This window comes from Bradyrhizobium jicamae, from assembly GCF_018130695.1.
Taxonomy (GTDB): Bacteria; Pseudomonadota; Alphaproteobacteria; order Rhizobiales; family Xanthobacteraceae; genus Bradyrhizobium; species Bradyrhizobium jicamae_B.
Map to the genome: position 1 here is coordinate 134,752 of NZ_JAFCJX010000016.1, position 22,777 is coordinate 157,528.

The window sequence follows — 22,777 nt, forward strand, 5'->3', positions numbered from 1 at the left end:
TCTTTTTTGTGAGGAAGGCGGATGCGGCCTGACGTCGTCACGTTCTGGCATGGACCGCTCGATGACTTGCGGCTGACCTGCCTGCGCTCGCAGATCGCGGCCGGGCACAAGGTCACGCTCTTCAGCTTCGATCCGATTCCGGGCCTGCCCGATGGCGTCGGCAATGCCGAAGCCGAGGCCGTGCTGCCGCATACTTTCGCGGAAAAACTGCGGCCACCGCAGCCCGACGGCAGCTGGCGCGACTGGACCACGCTGCAGTTCAGCGACTTCTTCCGCATGAAGCTGATGGCGCAGTCTGCCGGACTCTGGCTCGACGCCGACGTGCTGCTCTTGAGGCCGGTCGAGCTCGATCCCGCAAAACCCTATTTCGCCTGGGAGCGGCCGCGCCAGCTCGGCAACTCCGTGCTCTATCTGCCATCAGATGATCCGATCGTGCGCGCGTTCGAGGATCTGATGGAGCAGGACGAGCTGACGCCGAACTGGCTCGCGCTGCGCCATCGCCTGACGTTTGCGTTGCGCCGGCTGCGTGGCGGCTCGAACCGCCTCTCCGACATCCGCGTTGCGATCTACGGCCCGGCCGCGCTGACTGCGCTGGCGCAACGTGAGAACGAGCTGCAGCACGCGCTGCCGAAGCAGTCGTTCTACGCCGTGCATGCGGAACCAAAACTGTTCTTCGAACCGTCGGATGTCTCAAAGTACCTGAACGACCCCGACATCATCGGCCTGCACATCTCGCCGAAGGGACGCGGCAAGGAGACGCCGATTCCGGGCAGCCTCTATGCCTGGGCCGCGGAGCGATTTGCATAGCACGCTCTCGTGCCCCGAACGCAGCGCAGCACGTCAGTGATGCGCTGCTGAGCCGGGGCCCAGCGATGCGGCGCGATGGGTCCCGGCTCTGCGGAGCGGCACTTCGCGCCGCACCGCGTCCGGGACGCGGCATTCGTTTTTGATCCAGCGCAAGGCAATTTCCTGCAAGTCTGTTCAATTGGCTCCGATGACGAAAGGAGCTCAACATGTCCACCGAAACCAGGCCGTATCCCATCGTCGGATACTGGATCGATCTCTTCGGCGATTGGCTGAAGCATCGGCGCGATCTCGGCGAGATGCGCCAGCTGGACGATGCGAGCTTCAACCAGATCGCAAATGATCTGCGAGTCAGCCCCGCCGATCTCAACGATCTCGTACGCCGTGGATCGCACAGCGCCGACGAGTTGCCGAAGCTGCTCGAGGCGCTCGGCATCGATCAGGACAAGCTGGCGCGCACCGAGCCGCTGGTCCTGCGCGACATGGAGCGCGTTTGCTCGCTGTGCAGCCACAAGGACCGGTGCGACGACGATCTCGCCGCCGGCACCTCTCCCGCGCGCTATCGCCGCTACTGCAACAATGCGCCGACCATCGACGGGTTGGGCGAGTCCGCCGGGCGTTAATGCCCCATCGCCGCGATCGCATCGGCGATCGCGATCGTCCGCTTCGCCATGTCGGCGTGCAGGCGTTCCACCATGCGGCCGTCGAGCTGGATGGCGCCGCGCGAGGCGTTCTCCGGCTTTTCGAAAGCGGCGATGATCTTGCGGGCCTCGGCGACCTCGGCCTCGGGCGGCGTGAAGATCGCGTTGCAGGCCTCGATGTGGCTCGGATGGATCAGCGTCTTGCCGTCGAAGCCGAGATCGCGGCCTTGCGCGCATTCGGCGGCAAAGCCGTCGATATTGCCGATGTCGCTGTAGGGCCCGTCGAGGATCTCCAGCCCGTGCGCGCGCGTCGCCAGGACGCAATGCGTGATCATCGGGATCATCGCCGCGCGGCCCGGCTGCATCTTGATCCGCGTCTCCCGCGAGATGTCGTTCGGGCCGAACACGAAGCCGGCGAGCCGCGTCTCGGAATCCTTCGCGGCCGCCGCGAGCTTCTCGGCATCGAGCACCGCGCGCGCGGTCTCGATCATCGCCCAGACCCGGATCGAGGTGTTGGCGTTGATGTCGTTGAGGCGGTCGGCGACCGCGTTGAGGTCGGCTACCGTCGAGATCTTGGGAACCAGGATGCCGTCGGGCTGGGCCTTGCCCGCCATGCCGATGTCGTCGATCCACCAGGGCGTATCCAGCGCGTTGATGCGGATCAGCACCTCGCGCTTGCCAAAGCCCTTCGCCGCCACCGCCTGGGCGATCTGATCGCGCGCCACCGCCTTGGCGTCGGGCGCCACGGAATCCTCAAGGTCGAGGATGATGCCGTCGGCGGCGAGCGTCCTGGCCTTTTCCAGCGCTCGCGCGTTAGACCCGGGCATGAACAGCAGGCTGCGGCGCGGACGGGTCATGGGCATCTCCTCGAGAGAACAAACGTCTATTGTTTGGGCAGGCGGCAGGTGCCGCATTCCAAACTCAGCCCCTAGCACCTCGGCCGACGCTCCGAAAGCCTTGTTCCGGTCATCGGCATATGGTTAGGCAAGGGCCATGATGACATTCCCGAAAGCGCTGCTCGACGGCTACCGCACCTTCACCACCCAGCGCCTGCCGACGGAACAATCGCGCTACCGCGAATTGTCCGAGCGCGGCCAGGCGCCGGAAACCATGGTGATCGGCTGCTGCGACTCCCGCGTCTCGCCGGAGGTGATCTTTGACGCCGGCCCGGGCGAATTGTTCGTGGTCCGCAACATAGCCAATCTGGTGCCGGTGTATCAGCCCGATTCCAACGCGCATGGCGTCTCGGCCGCGCTGGAGTATGCGGTCACCGTGCTGAAGGTGAAGAACATCGTGGTGCTCGGCCACGCCCAGTGCGGCGGCATCCGCGCCTTCATCGACAAGATCCAGCCGCTCACCCCCGGCGACTTCATCGGCAAATGGATGCAGATGTTCATCAAGCCAGGCGAGGTGGTGGAGCAGCGCGAGCACGAGACGATGCAGGACTTCGTCACGAGAATCGAAAAGGCCGCGGTGTTCCGTTCGCTGGAGAATTTGATGACCTTCCCCTTCGTGCGGAAGGCGGTCGAAACCGGCCAGATGCAGCTCCACGGCGCCTATTTCGGCGTCGCCGAGGGCTCGCTGTTCGTGCTCGACAAGGTGGCGAAGGAATTTTTGAGCGCGCGGGACGTGCTGAAGGCGGCCGAGTAGACGACAGTTTCGTAGCTGCGTAGGGTGGGCAAAGGCGTGTAGCGCCGTGCCCACCATCTACAGCGTGCTCGCGATGGTGGGCACGCTGCGCTTTGCCCACCCTACAATTCCTGCAAATCCTACTCGCCGTGATAGCTGCCGCCCCAGCGATCCGAGATCGCAAGCAGCAGGGCCGACACCACGAACACCAGATGCACGGCGACCAGCCAGGTCATCTTGGTCGCATCGAACGACGCATCGATGTTCAGGAACGCTTCCAGCACATGAATGGCCGAGATCGCGACGATCGAGGCCAAGAGCTTCTGCTTCAGACCCGCAAAATCGATCTTGGTGATCCAGATCGGCCAGTTCGGATTGCCCGAGGTGTCGATGCGCGAGACGAAATTCTCGTAGCCCGAGAACACCACGATCAGGATCAGATTGGCGACCAGCGTGACGTCGATCAGCGACAGCGCTTCGAGGATGACGTCGGTCGACTTGTAGTCGGGCGCATGCAGGATGAACTCCCAGAGCATGCGCAGGAATTTGAGGAACAGCACCGCCAGCGCGACCACCAGGCCGACATAGAACGGCGCCATGATCCAGCGGCTGTTGAACAGCACATATTCGAAGCCGCGGGTGATGCGCACCGACACGGGTCTCGATGCGGAAGGAGCCGGTTGATCGGACATGCTGCCGGCTCCCGAGCGTTCGCTGCTTACGCCGCCTTCTGCTTGGCGCTGATCAGCTTGCGGTTGATCAGCACCTCGGCGATCTGGATCGCGTTCAGCGCCGCGCCCTTGCGCAGGTTGTCCGACACGCACCACAGCGCGAGACCGTTCTCCACCGTCGCATCCTCGCGGATACGGCTGATATAGGTCGCGTCCTCGCCGGCCGCTTCATACGGCGTGGCGTACCCGCCGGGCTCCTGCTTGTCGATCACGAGGCAGCCGGGCGCCTTGCGCAGGATCTCGCGGGCCTCATCGGCGCTGATCGGCTTCTCGAACTCGATGTTGACGGCTTCGGAGTGGCCGACGAAGACGGGCACGCGCACGCAGGTGGCGGTGAGCTTGATCTTGGGATCAAGGATCTTCTTGGTCTCCGCCATCATCTTCCACTCTTCCTTGGTGAAGCCGTCTTCCATGAAGACGTCGATGTGGGGGATGACGTTGAAGGCGATGCGCTTGGGGAATTTCTTCGCGACCAGCTCGTCATTGGTGTAGACGGCCTTGGTCTGCGAGAACAGCTCGTCCATCGCATCCTTGCCGGCGCCCGACACCGATTGATAGGTCGAGACCACGACGCGCTTGATGGTGGCCGCATCGTGCAGCGGCTTCAGCGCGACGACGAGCTGCGCGGTCGAGCAGTTCGGGTTGGCGATGATGTTCTTCTTGGTGAAGCCGGCGGTCGCATCCGCATTCACTTCCGGCACGATCAGCGGCACGTCGGCGTCCATGCGCCAGGCCGAGGAATTGTCGATCACGACAGCACCGGCGGCACCGATCTTCGGCGACCATTCCTTCGACACCGAGCCGCCGGCCGACATCAGGCAGATGTCGATATCGGCGAAATCGTAATGCTCCAGCGCCTTGCACTTCAGGGTCCGGTCGCCATAGGAGACCTCGACGCCGACGCTGCGGCGTGACGCCAGCGCGACAACCTCGTCAGCGGGGAATTTGCGCTCGTCCAGGATGTTGAGCATCTCCCGCCCGACATTGCCGGTCGCGCCGACCACTGCGACTTTGTAACCCATCGTTCACTCTCCGAAGAAAAATGCCCGCCCACCGCATCCAGCGGAAAGGGAGGCGGCAGCGCTTCTATGCGAGAAACGTCATCAACACAACGTTAGCGTCTTGTTTGAGTTTTTTGATGCGTCCCGCCGAGGCCGACCCGGCCGCTGCACATTATAGGCCGAAAATCCATCCGCTGCTGACCAGTGCTTTCGACGAGGTCTGCGGCACGGCCGCCCGTCTGCTGGCCTATGTGATGACGCTGGCGCTGATGGCGATCGGTGGCCTGTATCTCTGGCAGCAGCTGCCCGACGCAACGGCGGAGGAGCCGGCCGAGCAGACCTGGAACCTGGCCACCCGCTCGGCGCCCGCCTTTGTCGTCAGCCAGCTCGATCCACGCGATAAAACAGACACTTACGAGATCTTCCGGCACCCCCAAGGGGGTCGCAAGGACGTCTTCCGCTGGGCCGACGCCGACAAGAAGCCGACCGCCGAGCTCGAAATCTACCGGTTCGGCTCTGAGCTGGCCGCTCCCGCGACCCTCGACCTCGCCGGCCGGATGGAGCTGAGCGGGCGCCGCGAGCTTGAGGCCGCCGGGATCATCGACAGCAAGTTCGGTGGCGTCGCCCTGCTGCGGCCCGTGGGAGGGAGCGCGGGGCGGACCTGCCTGGGCTTCCTCAAGCAGGTCAGGGAGCCCAATGTCCGGCTCTCGGGGTGGACCTGCCAGGGCGCCACCGTCCCGGCCCAGCGCGCCGCGATCGGCTGCATGCTGAACCGCCTGACCCTGCTCGCCGCCGGCAACGACGGAAAGCTCGCCGAGCTGTTTGCCCACGCCGAGCTCAAGCGCACGGATTGCGCAGGCACACCCGCGCTGTCGGCCGACTGGGTGATGGGCAGCGAGAACCCGAGGTTGCGCGGCGCCCTTTGATGGCGAGACCGTGGCAAGGCACTGGTTTTCATGAAACTTTCGCGCCTGCCGCGGCATTATCTCCCGCGGTGTGGCGCAATTGACCTAGTGACGCCCCATATACGGCGGCTAGAATACGTTCCAATCGATTTGGCGATGTGCCAGCCCTTTGCCGGGCCGTGACTGACGAGGATGCGATGACCGTGAAATTTCCCGCCGCGAACAAGCTCGTGGTTTTGCTTGCTTCGGCTGCCGTCGTCGCGGTGACCCTTGGCGCGAGCGCGGCCAATGCGCAGCAGGGCCAGAAGTATGATCGCGACGGCCGCCGCTACTATGGGCCGCAGGGTCCGAACCGGGTCTATCAGCAGGGTCCGCGCACCCGCGTCTACGTGACCACGCGCTCCTGGCTCGATGCCGGCACCGAGGTGCTGCCGGGCGACCGCAAGTTCAGCGACTACGCCTTCCCGCCGGCCGTCGGCTATCCCTCCTTCGCGCGCGAGAACCTCAACCGCCCGATCGATCGCCAGCCGCTCAGCCCGCCCTACGATCTCGGCGGCTATCCGACGCGGATTCCGCTGTACTGAAAATTTCAGCGATCAGCTGACATGAAAATGGCCGGGGCAAACCCGGCCATTTTTCATTTCGGATGGTGCCGTAGGGTGGGCAAAGGCGCTCTTGCGCCGTGCCCACCATTCTCGGCGTGCTCGTGATGGTGGGCACGCTTGCGCTTTGCCCACCCCACGAATCCGGCGCGCTTAGGCGTGCAGCTTCTGCAGCTCCTTCAGGATCGCCTCGCCCATCTGCTGGGTGCTGGCGGCCGTGGTGCCTTCCGACTTGATGTCGGCGGTGCGCAGGCCACTGGCCAGCACGGCGGCGATTGCGGCGTCGACCTTGTCGGCAAGCGCGCCCATGTCGAAGGAATAGCGCAGTGCCATGCCGAACGACGAGATCATCGCGATCGGATTGGCGAGGCCTTGGCCGGCAATGTCGGGCGCCGAGCCGTGCACCGGCTCGAACAGCGAGCGGCGCTTCCTGGTCTTGGCATCGACTTCGCCGAGCGAGGCCGACGGCAGCATGCCGAGCGATCCCGTCAGCATCGCCGCGATGTCGGACAGCATGTCGCCGAACAGATTGTCGGTGACGATGACGTCGAACTGCTTCGGCCATTTCACCAGCATCATGCCGCCGGAATCGGCGAGCTGATGCTCGAGCGTGACGTCGGGATATTCGCGCTTGTGGACCTGAGTCATGACCTCGTTCCAGAGCACGCCCGACTTCATGACGTTGCGCTTCTCCATCGACGTCACCTTGTTCTTGCGCTTCTTCGCAAGGTCGAAAGCGACGCGGCCGATGCGCTCGATCTCGTAGGTGTCGTAGACCTGGGTGTCGATGGCGCGCTTCTGGCCGTTGCCGAGATCGGTGATGGTCTTGGGCTCGCCGAAATAGACGCCGCCGGTCAGCTCGCGCACGATCATGATGTCGAGGCCTTCGACCGCATCGCGCTTCAGGCTCGAGGCTTCCGCCAGCGCCGGATAGCACACCGCCGGACGCAAGTTGGCGAACAGGCCGAGATCCTTGCGCAGCCGCAGCAGGCCGGCCTCGGGCCGCACCTCATAGGGCACGGCGTCCCACTTCGGACCGCCGACCGCACCGAAGATGATGGCGTCGGCCGCGGTCGCCTTGGCCATGTCGCCTTCGGAGATCGACACCTTGTGGGCGTCATAGGCGGAGCCGCCGACCAGACCGGTCTCGGTCTCGAATTTGGCGATCCCCTGCGCATTCAGCCAGTCGATCAGGCGCTGCACCTCGCCCATCACTTCGGGGCCGATGCCGTCGCCGGGGAGAAGCAGCAGTTTATGGGTCGCCATGGTCGTCCTCGCTCAATCGGGCATGCCCGCCATCATTTGGCGGGAGTGCTAAAACGCCGGAGGCGGATTGGCAAGGCGCCCCGGATCGCCCCTGCCCGGTGCCGATCGCATGATTTTCGCAAGACACCATTGCTGCCCGCCCGCTGGGCAGCGCCGCACCGGCCTGCCACAATGCCGGCATTGCCGGAGTTTTCAGTGAGATCCCCTGCCGCCGCGCCTTACGTGCATCCCGCACGGCTGATCCTGATCCTGTCGCTGGGCCCGAGCGTCGGCCTCGGCATCGGCCGCTTTGCCTATGCGCTGGTGCTGCCCGACATGCGCGACACGCTGGCGTGGTCCTATTCGGCGGCCGGCTTCATGAACACGATCAATGCGGCCGGTTATCTCTTCGGCGCGCTGGTCGCCTCGCGCGTGATCCAGCGTTTCGGGCTTGGGCCGTCGGTACGCTGGTCGACGCTCGCCTGCGTCGTCGCGCTGGCGCTGTCGGCGATCTCAGGCAATTTCACCGTGCTGAGTTTTGGACGGCTGCTGATCGGTTTCGCCGCCGCGATCGGATTTGTCGGCGGCGGCGCGCTGGCGGCGACGATCGCGCAGTCGCGGCCGGAGCGCGCCAATTTCCTGCTCAGCCTGTTCTATGCCGGACCCGGCGTCGGCATCATGCTGTCGGGCATGATCGCGCCCTTCGTGCTGCAGGGCTTTGGTGCAGGCTCATGGTGGATCGTGTGGTGGGCGATGACCTTGCTCGCGGTCGTCATGACCGTGCCGCTGTGGTTCGCTCCGTTCCATACCGACGCCGCCGCCGGCAGCATCGTGCGGACAAAATTTGCTGTGATGCCGGTCCTGATTTACCTCGCCGCCTACTTCCTGTTCGGCGCCGGCTACATCGCCTACATGACCTTCATGATCGCCTATGTCCGCGACGGCGGCGGTGGCGCGCTGGCGCAGAGCGCGTTCTGGAGCCTGATCGGCATCAGCGCCTTCGTCACGCCCTGGGTGTGGCGGCGCGTGCTGGCGCTCGATCGCGGCGGGCTTGCGACGACGATCATCCTCGGCGTCAACGCGCTCGGCGCGGCCTTGCCGATCTTCGGCCATTCGCCGCTGCTGCTCGGCATTTCCGCGCTGGTGTTCGGCGTCGCGTTCTTTGCGGTGGTCGGCTCGACCACCGCCTTCGTCCGTCTCAACTACCCGCCGCAAGCCTGGCCGACCGCGATCGCCGCCATGACCATCGCCTTCGGCATCGGCCAGATCCTCGGCCCGATCGTGGTCGGCGCCATCACCGATACCGTCGGCAGTCTCTCGTTCGCGCTGAATGTCTCGGCCGCGATGCTGGCGCTGGGCGCGGTGCTGTCGACGTTTCAGCGTAAGGTCGGGCCCTAGCTCCCGCTGAACGAATTATACCCCTGGTCTTCCCAGAAGCCGCCCTTGTAGTCGTTGGTGACTTCCATCGAGAGCACGTATTTCGGGTTCTTGAAGCCGAGCTTTGTCGGCACGCGGATCTTCATCGGAAAGCCGTAGGCGCGCGGCAGGATCTCGTCCGCAAACTTGAACGACATCTGGGTCTGCGGATGCAGAGCGGAGCGCATGTCGAGCGGCGAGTTATAGCCTTCCTTGTCGGCGCACTGGAACCAGACGTATTTGGCGCGGGTGTCGGCGCCGACCAGTTTCAGGAAATCACGCAGCGGCGTACCGGTCCAGCTGCCAATCGCACTCCAGCCTTCGACGCAGATGTGGCGCGTCACCTGCTTGACCTGCGGCAACTGATAGAGCTCATCGAGCGTCCAGGATTTCTTGTTCTCGACCAGGCCGCGTACCTCGAGCTTCCAGTCCTTGCCGTCGATCTCGGGCGCGTCGTCGAAATCATAGTAGGCGTTGAACGGGAACGGCTTCTTGACCATGCTCTCGGGATAAGTCGGCGCCAGAGCATCCGGATTGAACATCCAGGCCTGCACCGCGTCGTTGAACTTCGACACCGTCTTCAGCATCTCCTCGGCCGACGAGCTATCGACGACGTCGCAGCCGGTCAGCAAGGTCAGCGCGCCCAGGCTCGCGCCCGAGGTGATGAAGCGCCGGCGCGTCAGGTCCGGCATCGTCTTCACGGCATCGCGGACGAGCAGCTTCTTGTCGACGCCGGGGATCAGCAGCTTGCGAAGGCGGCCCATAGCTCTCTCCTCTCAGCGCCCGATGATCATCGCGCGCAGGCTCTTCGGCACCAGCAGTGCGAGCACGACATGGATCACCAGGAAGGCAACGATCAGCGCCATGCAGATGAAGTGGACGTAGCGGGCGATGTCATAGCCGCCGAACAGCGCGGTCAAATATTGCAGCTGCACCGGCTTCCAGATCGCAAGGCCCGACAGCACGATGACGATGCCGACGAGGATGATGCCGGCATAGAGCAACTTCTGCACCGAATTGTATTTCGTGAGATCGTCGTGCGACAGCTTGAAGCTCAGCGCCGCCTTGGTGTCCGAGATCACGCCAGCTGGCGTAATCGGCAGCAGCTTCCGGCGGAAGCGGCCGGAGACGAAGCCGAGGATCAGGTAGATCAGGCCGTTGACCATCAACAGCCACATCGCCGCGAAGTGCCACAGCAGCGCGCCGCCGAGCCAGCCGCCGAGCGTGATGCTCTTGGAGAAGGTGAAATCGAACAGCGGCGAGGCGTTGTAGATCTGCCAGCCCGACATGATCATCACGATCATGGCCACCGCATTGGTCCAGTGCAGCGCGCGCACCCAGGCTGGCTGAATCACCTTGGCAGGCGTCTTGCTGGCACTGGTTTTGGCATCTGCGTGTTGGTCGCTCACGGCTATGCTCGACATGGCGGGTCTCTGATCTGACGTCGTTACCGGTCTATACGCCGGGAACTGCTGATCCGTTACTTCATCCGAGGCTACTACGGACCGCTCAGAGCGGTCACAAAAATGCGAGCCGGGAAGATCCCCGGCTCGCGGTTTCACAAGACCTGTTGGGGATGAAACAGGGGCGCGCGGTGTTACGTCGCAGGCATCAGCACGGTGTCGACCACATGGATCACGCCGTTCGACTGGTTGACGTTGCTGATCGTCACCATCGAGGTGCCGCCCTTGGCGTCGACGATCCAGGTCTTGCCGTCCTGCTTCTTGACGGTGAGTTCCTCGCCCTCGGCGGTCTTCAGCTTCTTGCCGTCGGTGAGGTCGGAGGCTTCGAGCTTGCCGGGTACCACATGGTAGGTGAGGATCTTCGTCAGGGTCGCCTTGTTCTCGGGCTTGACCAGATTGTCGACGGTTCCGGCCGGCAGCTTGCCGAACGCGGTGTTGGTCGGCGCGAACACCGTGAACGGGCCCTTGCCTTCCAGCGTGGGCACGAGGCCGGCGGCCTTCACTGCGGCGACGAGGGTGGTGTGGTCCTTCGAATTGACGGCGTTCTGGACGATGTTCTTTGACGGGAACATCGCCGCACCCCCGACCATCACGGTCTTCTCCTCGGCGCGGACAGGCGCTGTGACAGTTGCGGTGATCGCGAGCGCGCTCAAGGCGGCGGCGGCGAGATAGGCAATACGCTTCGACATGGATCGTCTCCCGTTGATGACGTGACCGGCGGAGCCCGCCGGCGATGAGGGGCCAACAACGGCGCTGAGTGGTTGGTGATCTGCGCCGTCGTTGGGCCGAACTACGGGAGGTTTTTCGGCAGGTTTCGCCGGATAATTTATCGTGATGCGTGAAACTAATGGCGGGTGTGATCGTGAGGGGCGTGATTGCTCTCCGCCGTCGTCCTGGCGAAAGCCAGGACCCATTGCCCCAAGGAGAAGTTGCGGCGCGACGCTGGCAACCTCGCGTCTTCGCAAAACTACTCCCTGGGGTAATGGATCCTGGATCGGCGCTCCGCTTCGCTGCGCTTGTCCAGGACGACGATGGAGGATGAGAAGCGTCTCAGTCCCTGCTATGCGGCGTCTGAATAAACCCGCGATTATGCGTCGGGCTGATCAGTATCTCGTTCATGCAGACTCGCGGCGGCATGCTGGCGACGAAGGCGATGGTGCGGCCGCAATCTTCCGGCTGCAGCATCTTGGCCTGTTCCTCCGCGCTCGGCACCACCGGCCGCAGCTTCAGGATCGGGGTTGCCACCTCGCCCGGCGACAGGCAGCAGGCGCGCAGGCCATTGACGCATTCGTCCATGTTGAAGGAATGGGTCAGCGCCAGCACGGCGTGCTTGGTCGTGGTGTAGGCCGGGCCCGGCATTTTCGAGACATGGCGGCCGGCCCAGGACGCGACATTGATGATGCAGCCGTCCTTCTGCTTGCGCATCGTCGGCAGCACCGCGCGCATGCAATAGAGCACGCCGTTGAGGTTGACCTCGACCAGCTTGTCCCAGCCTTCCAGTTCCATGTCGGCCCAGCTGCGTTTCGGCACGTTGATCCCGGCGCTGTTGACCAGGAGGTCGATGCGGCCGTGCCTGGCGACGATCGCCTCGGCCGCCTTGTTGACGTCGTTCTTGTTGCTGACGTCGAGCTGGATCGCCTCGGCCTTGCCGCCCTTCCCGGTGATGTTGCCGACCACGCGATCGAGTTCTTCCTTGCGGCGCCCGGAAATCACGACCGTCCAGCCGTCCGCCGCCAGAAATTCCGCCCCGGACTCCCCGATACCGCTGCCGCCGCCGGTGACCCAGGCCACGCGTTTCCCTTGATTTGTCATGCAAACTGTCTCCGTTGCTTTTTTGGGGGCGTTTTTGCTAATGCAGCCAAAGTTTTCCGGCCCTTTCGCCCCTCGGGGGATGTTGCATGAACACGACCGCCAACGCCAATCTGTTTTCCCGCCTGTTCGATGGCATCGACGACCCGAACCGGCTCGCGATCGAGCAGATCGACGGCAGCCGCATCACCTATGGCGATCTGATCGCCCGAGCCGGCCAGATGGCGAATGTGCTGATCGCGCGCGGCGTCAAGACCGGCGACCGCGTCGCGGCGCAGACTGAAAAGTCGGTCTCCGCTCTGGTGCTGTATCTCGCCACCGTCCGCGCAGGCGCGGTCTATCTGCCGCTCAACACCGCCTATACGCTGAACGAGCTCGAATACTTCATCACCGACGCCGAGCCGTCGCTGGTGGTCTGCGATCCCTCCAAGCTCGAGGGCATCAAGACGATCGCGGCGAAGGTCAATGCCAAGGTCGAGACGCTCGACGCTAGCGGCAATGGCTCGCTGACGGAGGCCGCCGACAAGGCGAACACGGACTTCGCCACCGTCCCGCGCAGCAACGACGATCTCGCCGCGATCCTCTACACCTCGGGCACCACCGGCCGCTCCAAGGGCGCGATGCTGTCGCACGACAATCTCGCCTCGAACTCGCACTCGCTGGTCAGCTACTGGCGCTTCACGAATAAGGACGTGCTGATCCACGCGCTGCCGATCTATCACACCCACGGCCTGTTCGTGGCGAGCAACGTCACGCTGTTCGCGCGCGCCTCGATGATCTTCCTGCCGAAGTTCGATCCGGACCTGATCCTGAAGCTGATGGCCCGCGCGACCGTGATGATGGGCGTGCCGACCTTCTACACCCGCCTGCTGCAGAATCCCGGCCTGACCAAGGATGCGACCAAACACATGCGGCTGTTCATCTCGGGCTCTGCGCCGCTGCTCGCCGATACCCATCGCGAATGGTCCGCGCGCACCGGCCACGCCGTGCTGGAGCGCTACGGCATGACCGAGACCAACATGAACACGTCGAACCCCTATGACGGCGATCGCGTGCCCGGCGCGGTCGGCCATCCCCTACCCGGCGTCTCCGTGCGCGTCACCGATCCCGAGACCGGCACGGAACTCGCACCCGAGACCATCGGCATGATCGAGGTGAAGGGCCCGAACGTGTTCAAGGGCTATTGGCGGATGCCTGACAAGACCAAGGCGGAATTCCGCCCCGACGGCTTCTTCATCACCGGCGACCTCGGCAAGATCGACGACAAGGGCTACGTCCACATCCTCGGCCGCGGCAAGGACCTCGTGATCTCCGGCGGCTTCAACGTCTACCCGAAGGAGATCGAGAGCGAGATCGACGCCATGCCGGGCGTGGTCGAATCTGCCGTGATCGGCGTGCCGCACACCGATTTCGGCGAAGGCGTCACCGCCGTGCTGGTCTGCAACAAGGGCGCCGATGTCAGCGAAGCCTCCGTGCTGAAGGCGCTCGACGGGCGTCTGGCAAAATTCAAGATGCCGAAGCGCGTCTTCGTCGTCGACGAACTGCCGCGCAATGCGATGGGCAAGGTGCAGAAGAATATTTTGCGGGATACGTACAAGGATATTTACAAGGCGTAGCTCACTCTGCGCCGTCGTCCTGGCGAATGCCAGGACCCATTACCCCAGGGAGCAGTTGCGGCACGACGCGGTCACCGCGAGTCTTCGCCAAACCACTTCCTGGGGTAATGGATCCTGGATCGGCGCTCGCTTCGCGAGCTTGTCCAGGACCACGTTGGAGAGAGCGCGCCACAAACTCCGGTCACTGCCCGCTGAGCAGGCTGATCACAAACCGGCTGCCAACGATAAACAGATACGCGCCGAACGCCATTTCCAGCGCGCGCTTCGACAGCGCGTGCGCCACCTTCACCCCGAGCGGCGCCGTCACCAGCGTGGTCGGCATCACCAGGATCGCGCCGATCAGCGACACATAGCCGAGCGCAAACGGCAATTGCAGCGCGGCGACATCCGGGAAGCGCGCGGCGGCGGGCCAGCCGGCATAGACATAGCCAAGCGCGCCGGGGATCGAGATCAGCACCGCGAGCGCCGACGATGTCGCGACCGCCTGGTGGATCGGCCGGCCGTAGAAGGTCATCAGCAAATTCGCGAACAGGCCGCCGCCGATGCCCATCAGGGTCGAAAGCAGGCCGACGAACAAGCCGTAGAGGCGCATCACAAGACCCTTCGGCAGATCGTCGCCGAGCTTCCAGGTCTCGCGCGCCAGCAACAGCCGCGCGGCCGCCGACCACGCCACCATGGCGAATACGACCTTGAACAGCCGCTCGGGCGCAAACCGCGCGGTGACGCTGCCGGCGGCGACGCCAATCAAAATCGGCAGCCACCAGCGCCTGAGGATGGTCATGTCGACCGCGCCGCGCCGGTAATGCGCGCGGAACGAGCTCAGTGAGGTCGGGATGATGATCGCCAGCGACGTGCCGATGCATAGCGGCATGCGCGCCTCCAGCGGCACACCGGCGAGGCGGAAGCATTCGTAGAACACCGGCACCAGGATCGCGCCGCCGCCGATGCCGAACAGGCCGGCGAGGAATCCGGAAAGCGCGCCGACGGCAATCAGCAGCAAAGCGAGCTCGACGAGTTCCCTGGGATCGAGGCCGGCCATCATGGTTTCAGAGCTTCCGCATTCAATCGGCCGAACATCTAGCTGCTTCTGATATCTGGGAGTATCCGCTATCTTTTGCAGGCACCCTTGCGGAAAGCGGAAGGATCGATGGACCAGTTGGCGGCGATGGCGACCTTTGTCCGGGCGGTCGACACCGGCAGCCTGTCGGCGGCAGCGCGATCATTGCCGAGCTCGCTGACCTCGGTGAGCCGGCAGATCTCCGCGCTTGAAGAGCACTACGGCACCCGCCTGCTGCTGCGCACGACGCGTCAGCTCGCGCTCACCGACGAGGGCCGCATCCTCTATGAGCGCGCCAAATCGATCCTCGGCGAAGTGAAGGAGATCGAGGCCGCGCTGTCGCACGACCGCCACCAACCGTCAGGGCGGATCCGGGTCAGCTCGCCGAGCCTGATGGGACGGCTCGTGATTGCGCCGCTGCTCGCGGACTTCCTGCGCCGCTATCCCGCGCTGTCGGTCGATCTGCTGCTGGTCGATCGCGCCGTCGACATGGTGGAGGAGGACATCCATCTCGCGATCCGCGTCGGGCGCCTGCGGGATTCGCAGTTGGTCGCGCGCAAGCTGGCGGATTTGCGCATGATCGTCTGCGCGTCGCCGTCCTATCTCGCGGCGCGCGGCGTACCGCAGACGCCTGATGATCTCGCGCAGCACGACTGCCTCGTCTTCTCCGATATCCCGGGGAGTGCCGAGTGGCGCTTCGCCGATGGCAGCAAGGCAGGCCGCAAAATCCGCATGACCGGTCGGCTCTGGATGAATAGCCTCGACGCGCTCGCGGCGGCCGCCAGGGAGGGCGCCGGCATCGTGCGGGTGCCGTCCTGGCAGGTCGAGGCCGATCTGACTGGCGGTTCACTGGTCCGCCTGCTCACGGATTTTGAGTCGGCCCCGACGCCGCTGCACCTGATGTTCCAGCCGTCGCGGCTGGCTTCGCCGAAGATCAGGGCGTTCGTCGATTACCTCGTCGAGCGATGGCGCGAGCGCGATCCATTCGCGGCGCAGGTATCACCTCTGTAAAGAGAGAATCATGATTCGATTCTTAAACTGTGCCAACTGACGGTGGTATACCAAGCTGCTGATCAAACGGGCATCATCGGGCTCTAAGACTGAACTGCTGTTCGAACCTATGCCATTTGGTCGTTGCACGGACTGATTCGACTCCGTAAATAGAATTTATCTACCGCGTTCCCCGATGGGCCGGCCGCGGTGCCACACAACATACAAAGCCGCCGATGACCGCCAGGATCGAACGACCGCTTTCGCCCCATCTTCAGACCTATCGCGTGACCCTGACGATGGCGATGTCCATCATCCACCGCGCGACCGGAATTGCGATGTATTTCGGCACGCTGCTGGTCGCCTGGTGGCTGATCGCCACCGCCTCCGGCCCCGGAGCCTACGCCTATGTGCAGGCCTTCACCGGCAGCATCATCGGCAAGCTGATCCTGTTCGGCTACACATGGTCGCTGCTGCATCATCTGGTCAGCGGTATCCGCTACTTCTTCTGGGACCTCGGCTATGGCTTCAAGCCCAATGAGCGCGAGGCGCTGACCTGGGGTGCGGCGATCGCGGGCATCTCGCTGACCGTGCTGGTATGGATCATTGCCTACGCGGTGGGAGGCCCACGATGAGCGGCCCGTCCTCGATGCGCACGCCGCTGGCGCGCGTCCGCAATCTCGGTTCCTCGCATTCCGGCACCAAGGATTTCTGGCGCCAGCGCCTCACCGCCGTGGCGATGACGCTGCTGATCGTGCCCGTGCTGGTGGTGGTCCTGATGCTGGGCCGCAGCAACCAGGCCGGTGCGGCGCAGACCCTCGGCTCGCTGCCGATCGCAATCATCATGCTGCTCTTCATCATCGCCAGCACCTGGCACATGAAGATCGGCATGCAGATCGTGGTCGAGGACTACGTGCACAGCGAGAAGCTCAAGCTCGCTTGCGTGATAGCGAATAATTTCTTCTGTATCGCGGTGGCGTTGTCATCCATCTACGCGATCCTTAAACTGTCTTCGGGAGTCTGATCATGGCCGGAGAAGGTAACGGCAAGGCCACCAACGGAAGTGGCCCGGCGACCAATGGCAAGGCCTATCCGATCGAGGACCACACCTACGACGTCGTCGTGGTCGGCGCCGGCGGCGCGGGCCTGCGCGCCGTGGTCGGCTGCTCGGAAGCCGGTCTGCGCACCGCCTGCATCACCAAGGTGTTTCCGACCCGCTCGCACACCGTGGCGGCGCAGGGCGGCATCTCGGCCTCGCTCGGCAACATGCACCAGGACGACTGGCGCTGGCACATGTACGACACCGTGAAGGGATCGGACTGGCTCGGCGACCAGGATGCGATCGAATACATGGTGCGCAACGCGCCGGAGGCCGTCTACGAGCTCGAGCATTGGGGCGTGCCGTTCTCGCGCACCGAGGACGGCAAGATCTATCAGCGCCCGTTCGGCGGCATGACGGTGGAGTTCGGCAAGAGCCAGGCGCAGCGCACCTGCGCCGCTGCCGATCGCACCGGGCATGCGATGCTGCACACGATGTACGGCCAGTCGCTGCGCCACTCGGCCGAGTTCTTCATCGAGTTCTTCGCCATCGACCTGATCATGGACGACCAGGGCGTCTGCCGCGGCGTGATCGCGCTCAAGCTCGATGACGGCACGCTGCACCGTTTCCGCGCCCAGACCACGATCCTGGCCACCGGCGGCTACGGCCGCGCCTACGCCTCCTGCACCTCGGCGCACACCTGCACCGGCGACGGCGGCGGCATGGTGCTGCGCGCCGGCCTCCCGATGCAGGACATGGAGTTCGTCCAGTTCCACCCGACCGGCATCTACGGCTCGGGCTGCCTCGTCACCGAGGGCGCCCGCGGCGAAGGCGGCTATCTCGTCAACTCCGAGGGCGAGCGCTTCATGGAGCGCTATGCGCCGTCAGCCAAGGATCTCGCTTCGCGCGACGTCGTCTCGCGCGCGATGACCATCGAGATCCGCGAAGGCCGCGGCGTCGGCAAGAAGAAGGACCACATCTACCTGCACCTCGATCATCTCGATCCGAAGGTGCTGAACGAGCGGCTGCCGGGCATCTCCGAGTCGGCGAAGATCTTCGCCAATGTCGACGTCACCCGCGAGCCGATCCCGATCGTCCCGACCGTGCATTACAACATGGGCGGCATCGCCACGAATTATCACGCCGAGGTGCTGACCAAGCGCAATGGCGACGACAACTCCGTGGTGCCGGGCCTGATGGCGATTGGAGAGGCCGCTTGCGTCTCCGTGCACGGCGCCAACCGCCTCGGCTCCAATTCGCTGATCGACCTCGTCGTGTTCGGCCGCGCGGCTGCGCTGCGCTGCGCCGAGAAGCTGACCGCGAATGCCAAGCAGCCGGAGCTGCCGAAGGATTCGTCGGACCTCGCGCTCGGCCGCCTCGACCATTACCGGCACGCCGCCGGCGGCACGCCGACCGCGAAGCTGCGCGAGGGCATGCAGCATGTGATGCAGAACAATTGCGCGGTGTTCCGCACCGGCGACCTGCTGCAGGAAGGCCAGAACCTGATCCACAAGGTGTATGGCGGCATCGGCGACGTCGGCGTCTCCGACCGCTCGCTGGTGTGGAATTCCGACCTGATCGAGACGCTCGAATTCGACAATCTGATCGTGCAGGCGGTCGTCACGATGGACTCGGCGGCCAACCGCACCGAGAGCCGCGGCGCCCACGCCCGCGAGGACTTCTCCGAGCGCGACGACAAGAACTGGATGAAGCACACGCTGGCGTGGATCGATCAGGGCGGCAAGACCACGATCGATTACCGCCCGGTGCACGATTACACGATGACCAATGACGTGCAGTACATCCCGCCGAAGGCGCGGGTCTACTGAGAACCAAGGCTGTTAAAGCATGGCTGAATTCACGCTTCCCAAGAATTCCAAGATCACCGGCGGCAAGACCTGGCCGAAGCCGGCGGGCGCCACCGAGACGCGCGAATTCCGGGTCTATCGCTGGAATCCGGATGACGGCAAGAATCCGAGCGTCGACACCTATCACGTCGACATCCATGATTGCGGCCCGATGGTGCTGGACGGCCTGATCTGGATCAAGAACCACATCGATCCGACGCTGACCTTCCGCCGCTCCTGCCGCGAGGGCGTCTGCGGCTCCTGCGCCATGAACATCGACGGCCAGAACACGCTGGCCTGCACCAAGTCGATGCACGACGTCGCCCACGGCGGCGCGGTGAAGGTCAATCCGCTGCCGCACCAGCCGGTGGTGAAGGACCTCGTCCCTGACTTGACGAACTTCTACGCGCAGTACGCCTCGATCGAGCCGTGGCTGAAGACGACCACGCCGACGCCGCAGAAGGAATGGAAGCAGAGCCACGAGGACCGCGAGAAGCTCGACGGCCTCTACGAATGCATCCTGTGCGCCTGCTGCTCGACCTCGTGCCCGAGCTACTGGTGGAACAGCGACCGCTTCCTCGGCCCCGCCGCGCTGCTGCAGGCCACGCGCTGGGTCACGGACTCCCGCGATGAGGCGACCGGCGAACGCCTCGACAATCTCGAGGACCCGTTCCGCCTCTACCGCTGCCACACCATCATGAACTGCGCCAAGGCCTGCCCGAAGGGACTGAACCCATCGGAAGCGATCGCCGAGCTCAAGCTGAAAATGGTGGAGCGGCAGATCTAGGCCGCGCGCGCCAAGTTCGAGCAAATTCCGGAAGCGCGATGACGATCGGCCGATCGCATCGCGCTTTTGCTTTTCAGGCGCGACTGACGCCCGTCAGGACAAGCGCCGGTCGATGCCGTCGCGCCGGCGAAGACGGACTGCGACCGTCCCAACCCGCTCCCACCGAAATATCGAAAACAACCCCATGCAAAGTAGAAATGGCGGGCGCCCGTGAGGATATCGGCACCACCGGGCACTTCGGTTGCCTAACATTACCCTCAGGTCAATCGTATTGACCTTAATGCAATCGTCACGCATTGTCCTCCGCGCACCCTTGTCAGGAGGACCGAATGGATTCCGCCACCGAAGCACCGCAACGCACCGGCCTTGATCTGGTCAGGGCAAGCTTTGCGGCCGGCGGCTCCCCGCGCGGAATCGGCAAGACGATGCGCTTCAAGGGCACGTCGGCCGATGTCGGAAAGGTCGTCCTTGAAGGCTTCCCCGACGAGGACTTCTACAATCCGCTTGGGACGGTCCACGGCGGCTACGCCGCAACCATGCTCGACGCGGCCATGGGACTGGCGACGCACACGGCGATCCCGCTCGACTGCGGCTACTCAACCATCGACCTGAACGTCACCTATTTGAAAGCGATGCGGGCCGACAGCGCGCCGGTGACGGCCGAGGGCCGCGCGATCCACGTCGGACGGCGGCTGGTTGCCTGCGAGGCCCAACTGAAGGATCGGAATGGCAAGCTTTGCGCGCGCGCAACGGCCACGTTCATGGTCATTGCGCGCGCGGACTCGGCCTGAAGAACAAGTCCAGCCTCTCGCCGGCCGGCCGGAGCCCTACGACACCCCCAGCGCCCGCGCCAGGCTGTACGTCAGCAAGCTCGCCACATACGCCAGCGCGAGCATGTAGACGAACGTCACCACCATCCACTTCGCACTTCCCGTCTCGCGGCGGATCACCGCGAGCGTCGAGGCGCATTGCGGGGCGAAGATGTACCAGACGAGCAGCGATAGCGCGGTCGCAAGGCCCCATTTCTGCGCCAGCACCTGGCCGATCTGGTCGGCGGCTTCCTTGCCGCCCTCGATCGAATAGACGGTGCCCAGCGCTGCAACCGCGACCTCGCGCGCCGCCATGCCCGGGATCAGGGCGACGGCGATCTGCCAGTTGAAGCCGATCGGCGCCAGCAGCGGCTCCAGCGCCTTGCCGATCATCGCAGCGAGGCTGTAGTTGATCGCGGGTCCTTCCGCGCCGGCGGGGGCTTGCGGGAATGAGGCGAGCGCCCAGATCAGGACCATCATCGACAGGATCGTGGTGCCGGCGCGATAGAGGAACATCTTGGCGCGGGTGAACACGCCGATCGCGATGCTCTTCAGCCGCGGCATCTTGTAGTCGGGCAATTCCAGCATGAACGGCGCCGGCGCGTGGTCGCGCCACAGGAAGAATTTTGCGATCGCCGACACGCTGAGCGCGCTGATGATGCCGGCCGCATAGAGGCCGAACATCACCAGGCCTTGCAGATTGACGAAACCCCACACGGTTTCCGCCGGCACGAAGGCCGAGATGATCAGCGTGTAGACGGGAATGCGCGCCGAGCAGGTCATCAAGGGCGCGATCAGGATCGTGGTCAGGCGGTCGCGGCGGTTGTCGATCACGCGCGTCGCCATGATGCCGGGGATCGCGCAGGCGAAGCTCGACAGCAGCGGGATGAAGGCGCGGCCGTGGAGGCCGGCGCCGCCCATGATGCGGTCCATCAGGAACGCGGCGCGCGCCATGTAGCCGAAATCTTCCAAGAGCAGGATGAACAGGAAGATCATGATGATCTGCGGCAGGAACACGATCACGCTGCCGACGCCCGAGATCAGGCCGTTCTGCAGAAAACTCTGCAGCAGGGTCCAGCTTTCCGGCAGCCAGTCATGGATCAACTGCCCGAGCGCGGCAAAGCTGCCGGACAAGAATTCCATCGCCGGCTGCGCCCAGCTGAACACCGCCTGGAACATCACGAACAGGATCAGCGCCAGGATCACGAGGCCGCCGATTGGATGCAGCACGACGGAATCGATCCGCGTCGTCAGCGTGTCCGGCTTGGCCGGGAGCGTGACAGCGGCGGCGATGATGCGATCGGCCTCGCGCTGCGCGGCCTTGAGATCGGCAATGGTCGGCGCGGTCCATTCATTCGTGACCGCTACCTCGTGGCCGCGGTCGAGGAATTCGTCGGTCCGGCGCAGCAGCTCGTCGACGCCGCCCTTGCGGACGGCAACCGAGGTGACGATCGGCAGACCGAGCTCGGCCGAGAGCTTGTCGAGATCGATGTCGACGCCGCGGCGCCTGGCGATGTCGATCATGTTGAGCACCAGCATCATCGGCCGCCCGACGCGCTTCAGCTCGAGCACCAGGCGCAAGGTCAGCCGCAGATTGGTGGCGTCGGCGACGCAGAGCATGAGATCCGGCACCGCCTCGCCCTCGAACCGGCCGAGCACGATGTCCCGCGTGATCTCCTCATCCGGGCTGCGGCCGCGCAAGGAATAGGTGCCGGGCAGGTCCAGCACGGTGACGCTGCGGCCTTCCGGCGTGACGAAGCCGCCGGATTTGCGCTCGACGGTGACGCCGGGATAGTTGGCGACCTTCTGCCGGCTGCCGGTCAGGCTGTTGAACAGCGAGGTCTTGCCGGTATTGGGCGCGCCGACCAGGGCCAGGCGCAGGGATGCAGCAGCACTCATTCGACCACGACCGCCATGGCTTCGCTCCGCCTGAGCGCAATGGTGATGTTGTCCACCCGCACCGCGATCGGATCGCGCTTGATCGTCCCCTCGTGCAGGATCTCCACCCGCGCGCCCTCGACAAAGCCCATCTCGACCAGCCGCTGCTCGAGCTCCTGCGGCGGCAGCGACAGGCCGCTCGGGGGCGCATCGAGCCGGAGGATCTTGCCGACAAAACCGCGATCCGCGTGTCCGAGCCGGATGTCTCGGTCAGTCTCTTGGGAGTGGGTGGGAGCGCCTGTCATGGGGCCTGTTTTTCAGTAGGTAACCATAGGGTCAAGCCCTTGCCCGTAACGGCCTTTAGAACCGTTAAAAACAGCCGATGATCCCGGTCACAAGCCCGAAATGTTGACGCGGTCGTGAACGGAGGCGCGGCGCAATTGTCGGGCTTCCGGGGATTGACTTGCAATTGATTCAACCCTCGCCCGGAAGGCGAGCGGCGGGCTGA

General features: G+C 64.4%; 24 protein-coding genes. 13 read left to right on the forward strand and 11 right to left on the reverse strand.

Annotated features, from left to right (window positions below):
- Positions 1 to 21 precede the first annotated feature (21 nt).
- Both JQ604_RS23635 and JQ604_RS23640 read left to right on the forward strand, forming a co-directional pair.
- The gene (locus tag JQ604_RS23635; RefSeq protein ID WP_212362566.1) at positions 22 to 807 is read left to right on the forward strand and encodes a hypothetical protein; all 786 of its coding nucleotides are present in this window, start codon (positions 22 to 24) and stop codon (positions 805 to 807) included.
- A 206-nt stretch (positions 808 to 1,013) separates the two neighbouring features.
- Positions 1,014 to 1,427: a hypothetical protein gene (locus JQ604_RS23640; RefSeq protein WP_212362569.1), complete on the forward strand. Its 414-nt coding sequence runs from the start codon at positions 1,014 to 1,016 to the stop codon at positions 1,425 to 1,427.
- Here the strand turns inward: JQ604_RS23640 and JQ604_RS23645 are convergent.
- Positions 1,424 to 2,302, reverse strand: coding sequence for an HpcH/HpaI aldolase/citrate lyase family protein (locus JQ604_RS23645; RefSeq protein WP_212362572.1), 879 nt, complete (start codon positions 2,300 to 2,302; stop codon positions 1,424 to 1,426). The genes JQ604_RS23640 and JQ604_RS23645 overlap by 4 nt on opposite strands.
- Before the next feature lie 136 nt (positions 2,303 to 2,438).
- Here JQ604_RS23645 and JQ604_RS23650 point away from each other — a divergent pair, with 136 nt between their 5' ends.
- Positions 2,439 to 3,095, forward strand: coding sequence for a carbonic anhydrase (locus tag JQ604_RS23650; protein ID WP_212362574.1), 657 nt, complete (start codon positions 2,439 to 2,441; stop codon positions 3,093 to 3,095).
- A 119-nt stretch (positions 3,096 to 3,214) separates the two neighbouring features.
- Here JQ604_RS23650 and JQ604_RS23655 read toward each other — a convergent pair whose 3' ends face one another.
- Both JQ604_RS23655 and JQ604_RS23660 read right to left on the reverse strand, forming a co-directional pair.
- Entirely contained in the window at positions 3,215 to 3,766 is a 552-nt protein-coding gene (locus tag JQ604_RS23655) for a TIGR00645 family protein (RefSeq protein WP_212362577.1), read from the reverse strand.
- 26 nt (positions 3,767 to 3,792) lie between these two features.
- Positions 3,793 to 4,827 carry an aspartate-semialdehyde dehydrogenase gene (locus JQ604_RS23660; protein ID WP_212362580.1) on the reverse strand — a complete coding sequence of 345 codons (1,035 nt, stop codon included), beginning with the start codon at positions 4,825 to 4,827 and terminating at the stop codon, positions 3,793 to 3,795.
- A gap of 116 nt (positions 4,828 to 4,943) precedes the next feature.
- Between JQ604_RS23660 and JQ604_RS23665 the strand changes: the two genes are divergently transcribed.
- Both JQ604_RS23665 and JQ604_RS23670 read left to right on the forward strand, forming a co-directional pair.
- Positions 4,944 to 5,732: a hypothetical protein gene (locus tag JQ604_RS23665; RefSeq protein WP_212362582.1), complete on the forward strand. Its 789-nt coding sequence runs from the start codon at positions 4,944 to 4,946 to the stop codon at positions 5,730 to 5,732.
- A 176-nt stretch (positions 5,733 to 5,908) separates the two neighbouring features.
- A complete protein-coding gene (locus tag JQ604_RS23670; RefSeq protein ID WP_212362584.1) occupies positions 5,909 to 6,295 on the forward strand; it encodes a hypothetical protein in 387 nt (128 codons plus the stop codon).
- A gap of 171 nt (positions 6,296 to 6,466) precedes the next feature.
- Here JQ604_RS23670 and leuB read toward each other — a convergent pair whose 3' ends face one another.
- The gene (gene leuB / locus JQ604_RS23675; protein WP_212362586.1) at positions 6,467 to 7,579 is read right to left on the reverse strand and encodes a 3-isopropylmalate dehydrogenase; all 1,113 of its coding nucleotides are present in this window, start codon (positions 7,577 to 7,579) and stop codon (positions 6,467 to 6,469) included.
- 195 nt (positions 7,580 to 7,774) lie between these two features.
- On the opposite strand from leuB, the gene JQ604_RS23680 reads away from it, so the two are divergent.
- The gene (locus tag JQ604_RS23680) at positions 7,775 to 8,956 is read left to right on the forward strand and encodes a YbfB/YjiJ family MFS transporter (RefSeq protein WP_349631135.1); all 1,182 of its coding nucleotides are present in this window, start codon (positions 7,775 to 7,777) and stop codon (positions 8,954 to 8,956) included.
- Here the strand turns inward: JQ604_RS23680 and JQ604_RS23685 are convergent.
- The 4 genes from JQ604_RS23685 to JQ604_RS23700 form a co-directional block, all read right to left on the reverse strand.
- Positions 8,953 to 9,738, reverse strand: a complete 786-nt coding sequence (locus JQ604_RS23685; protein ID WP_212362591.1) for a molybdopterin-dependent oxidoreductase — start codon at positions 9,736 to 9,738, stop codon at positions 8,953 to 8,955. The two genes, JQ604_RS23680 and JQ604_RS23685, sit on opposite strands and share 4 nt — an antisense overlap.
- Before the next feature lie 12 nt (positions 9,739 to 9,750).
- Positions 9,751 to 10,398: a cytochrome b/b6 domain-containing protein gene (locus JQ604_RS23690; RefSeq protein ID WP_212362594.1), complete on the reverse strand. Its 648-nt coding sequence runs from the start codon at positions 10,396 to 10,398 to the stop codon at positions 9,751 to 9,753.
- Positions 10,399 to 10,571: 173 nt separating this feature from the next.
- Complete coding sequence (locus tag JQ604_RS23695) at positions 10,572 to 11,126, reverse strand: fasciclin domain-containing protein (RefSeq protein WP_212362597.1); 555 nt, start codon at positions 11,124 to 11,126, stop codon at positions 10,572 to 10,574.
- Positions 11,127 to 11,487: 361 nt separating this feature from the next.
- Positions 11,488 to 12,249, reverse strand: a complete 762-nt coding sequence (locus tag JQ604_RS23700; RefSeq protein ID WP_212362600.1) for an SDR family oxidoreductase — start codon at positions 12,247 to 12,249, stop codon at positions 11,488 to 11,490.
- An 86-nt stretch (positions 12,250 to 12,335) separates the two neighbouring features.
- Here JQ604_RS23700 and JQ604_RS23705 point away from each other — a divergent pair, with 86 nt between their 5' ends.
- Positions 12,336 to 13,862, forward strand: a complete 1,527-nt coding sequence (locus JQ604_RS23705) for a malonate--CoA ligase (protein WP_212362603.1) — start codon at positions 12,336 to 12,338, stop codon at positions 13,860 to 13,862.
- 181 nt (positions 13,863 to 14,043) lie between these two features.
- Here the strand turns inward: JQ604_RS23705 and JQ604_RS23710 are convergent, their stop codons facing one another.
- On the reverse strand, positions 14,044 to 14,904 hold the full coding sequence (locus JQ604_RS23710; RefSeq protein WP_212362606.1) for a sulfite exporter TauE/SafE family protein: 861 nt from the start codon (positions 14,902 to 14,904) through the stop codon (positions 14,044 to 14,046).
- 105 nt (positions 14,905 to 15,009) lie between these two features.
- Between JQ604_RS23710 and JQ604_RS23715 the strand changes: the two genes are divergently transcribed.
- The 6 genes from JQ604_RS23715 (at position 15,010) to JQ604_RS23740 (ending at position 20,373) form a co-directional block, all read left to right on the forward strand.
- Positions 15,010 to 15,930, forward strand: coding sequence for a LysR family transcriptional regulator (locus JQ604_RS23715; protein WP_212362609.1), 921 nt, complete (start codon positions 15,010 to 15,012; stop codon positions 15,928 to 15,930).
- Between the two features lie 215 nt (positions 15,931 to 16,145).
- Positions 16,146 to 16,544 carry a succinate dehydrogenase, cytochrome b556 subunit gene (gene sdhC / locus JQ604_RS23720; protein ID WP_212362612.1) on the forward strand — a complete coding sequence of 133 codons (399 nt, stop codon included), beginning with the start codon at positions 16,146 to 16,148 and terminating at the stop codon, positions 16,542 to 16,544.
- Positions 16,545 to 16,558: 14 nt separating this feature from the next.
- A complete protein-coding gene (gene sdhD, locus JQ604_RS23725) occupies positions 16,559 to 16,933 on the forward strand; it encodes a succinate dehydrogenase, hydrophobic membrane anchor protein (protein WP_212362727.1) in 375 nt (124 codons plus the stop codon).
- A 2-nt stretch (positions 16,934 to 16,935) separates the two neighbouring features.
- Complete coding sequence (gene sdhA, locus JQ604_RS23730; RefSeq protein ID WP_212362614.1) at positions 16,936 to 18,777, forward strand: succinate dehydrogenase flavoprotein subunit; 1,842 nt, start codon at positions 16,936 to 16,938, stop codon at positions 18,775 to 18,777.
- 19 nt (positions 18,778 to 18,796) lie between these two features.
- On the forward strand, positions 18,797 to 19,582 hold the full coding sequence (locus tag JQ604_RS23735) for a succinate dehydrogenase iron-sulfur subunit (RefSeq protein ID WP_212362617.1): 786 nt from the start codon (positions 18,797 to 18,799) through the stop codon (positions 19,580 to 19,582).
- Between the two features lie 329 nt (positions 19,583 to 19,911).
- Positions 19,912 to 20,373 (forward strand): PaaI family thioesterase, encoded by a 462-nt coding sequence (locus tag JQ604_RS23740; RefSeq protein WP_212362620.1) that lies wholly within the window; start codon positions 19,912 to 19,914, stop codon positions 20,371 to 20,373.
- A 36-nt stretch (positions 20,374 to 20,409) separates the two neighbouring features.
- Here JQ604_RS23740 and feoB read toward each other — a convergent pair whose 3' ends face one another.
- Positions 20,410 to 22,290, reverse strand: a complete 1,881-nt coding sequence (feoB, locus tag JQ604_RS23745; RefSeq protein WP_212362623.1) for a ferrous iron transporter B — start codon at positions 22,288 to 22,290, stop codon at positions 20,410 to 20,412.
- Positions 22,287 to 22,574, reverse strand: a complete 288-nt coding sequence (locus JQ604_RS23750) for a FeoA family protein (RefSeq protein WP_212362626.1) — start codon at positions 22,572 to 22,574, stop codon at positions 22,287 to 22,289. The genes feoB and JQ604_RS23750 overlap by 4 nt, the downstream gene beginning before the upstream one ends.
- Positions 22,575 to 22,777 lie beyond the last annotated feature (203 nt).

Bases quoted from the DNA above. Each gene is read 5' to 3' on its own strand.
- JQ604_RS23635 (WP_212362566.1), top strand. From the start codon at position 22: ATGCGGCCTGACGTCGTCACGTTCTGGCATGGACCGCTCGATGACTTG.
- JQ604_RS23640 (WP_212362569.1), top strand. From the start codon at position 1,014: ATGTCCACCGAAACCAGGCCGTATCCCATCGTCGGATACTGGATCGAT.
- JQ604_RS23645 (WP_212362572.1), bottom strand. From the start codon at position 2,302: ATGACCCGTCCGCGCCGCAGCCTGCTGTTCATGCCCGGGTCTAACGCG.
- JQ604_RS23650 (WP_212362574.1), top strand. From the start codon at position 2,439: ATGATGACATTCCCGAAAGCGCTGCTCGACGGCTACCGCACCTTCACC.
- JQ604_RS23655 (WP_212362577.1), bottom strand. From the start codon at position 3,766: ATGTCCGATCAACCGGCTCCTTCCGCATCGAGACCCGTGTCGGTGCGC.
- JQ604_RS23660 (WP_212362580.1), bottom strand. From the start codon at position 4,827: ATGGGTTACAAAGTCGCAGTGGTCGGCGCGACCGGCAATGTCGGGCGG.
- JQ604_RS23665 (WP_212362582.1), top strand. From the start codon at position 4,944: ATGCGTCCCGCCGAGGCCGACCCGGCCGCTGCACATTATAGGCCGAAA.
- JQ604_RS23670 (WP_212362584.1), top strand. From the start codon at position 5,909: ATGACCGTGAAATTTCCCGCCGCGAACAAGCTCGTGGTTTTGCTTGCT.
- leuB (WP_212362586.1), bottom strand. From the start codon at position 7,579: ATGGCGACCCATAAACTGCTGCTTCTCCCCGGCGACGGCATCGGCCCC.
- JQ604_RS23685 (WP_212362591.1), bottom strand. From the start codon at position 9,738: ATGGGCCGCCTTCGCAAGCTGCTGATCCCCGGCGTCGACAAGAAGCTG.
- JQ604_RS23690 (WP_212362594.1), bottom strand. From the start codon at position 10,398: ATGTCGAGCATAGCCGTGAGCGACCAACACGCAGATGCCAAAACCAGT.
- JQ604_RS23695 (WP_212362597.1), bottom strand. From the start codon at position 11,126: ATGTCGAAGCGTATTGCCTATCTCGCCGCCGCCGCCTTGAGCGCGCTC.
- JQ604_RS23700 (WP_212362600.1), bottom strand. From the start codon at position 12,249: ATGACAAATCAAGGGAAACGCGTGGCCTGGGTCACCGGCGGCGGCAGC.
- JQ604_RS23705 (WP_212362603.1), top strand. From the start codon at position 12,336: ATGAACACGACCGCCAACGCCAATCTGTTTTCCCGCCTGTTCGATGGC.
- JQ604_RS23710 (WP_212362606.1), bottom strand. From the start codon at position 14,904: ATGATGGCCGGCCTCGATCCCAGGGAACTCGTCGAGCTCGCTTTGCTG.
- JQ604_RS23715 (WP_212362609.1), top strand. From the start codon at position 15,010: ATGGACCAGTTGGCGGCGATGGCGACCTTTGTCCGGGCGGTCGACACC.
- sdhC (WP_212362612.1), top strand. From the start codon at position 16,146: ATGACCGCCAGGATCGAACGACCGCTTTCGCCCCATCTTCAGACCTAT.
- sdhD (WP_212362727.1), top strand. From the start codon at position 16,559: ATGCGCACGCCGCTGGCGCGCGTCCGCAATCTCGGTTCCTCGCATTCC.
- sdhA (WP_212362614.1), top strand. From the start codon at position 16,936: ATGGCCGGAGAAGGTAACGGCAAGGCCACCAACGGAAGTGGCCCGGCG.
- JQ604_RS23735 (WP_212362617.1), top strand. From the start codon at position 18,797: ATGGCTGAATTCACGCTTCCCAAGAATTCCAAGATCACCGGCGGCAAG.
- JQ604_RS23740 (WP_212362620.1), top strand. From the start codon at position 19,912: ATGGATTCCGCCACCGAAGCACCGCAACGCACCGGCCTTGATCTGGTC.
- feoB (WP_212362623.1), bottom strand. From the start codon at position 22,290: ATGAGTGCTGCTGCATCCCTGCGCCTGGCCCTGGTCGGCGCGCCCAAT.
- JQ604_RS23750 (WP_212362626.1), bottom strand. From the start codon at position 22,574: ATGACAGGCGCTCCCACCCACTCCCAAGAGACTGACCGAGACATCCGG.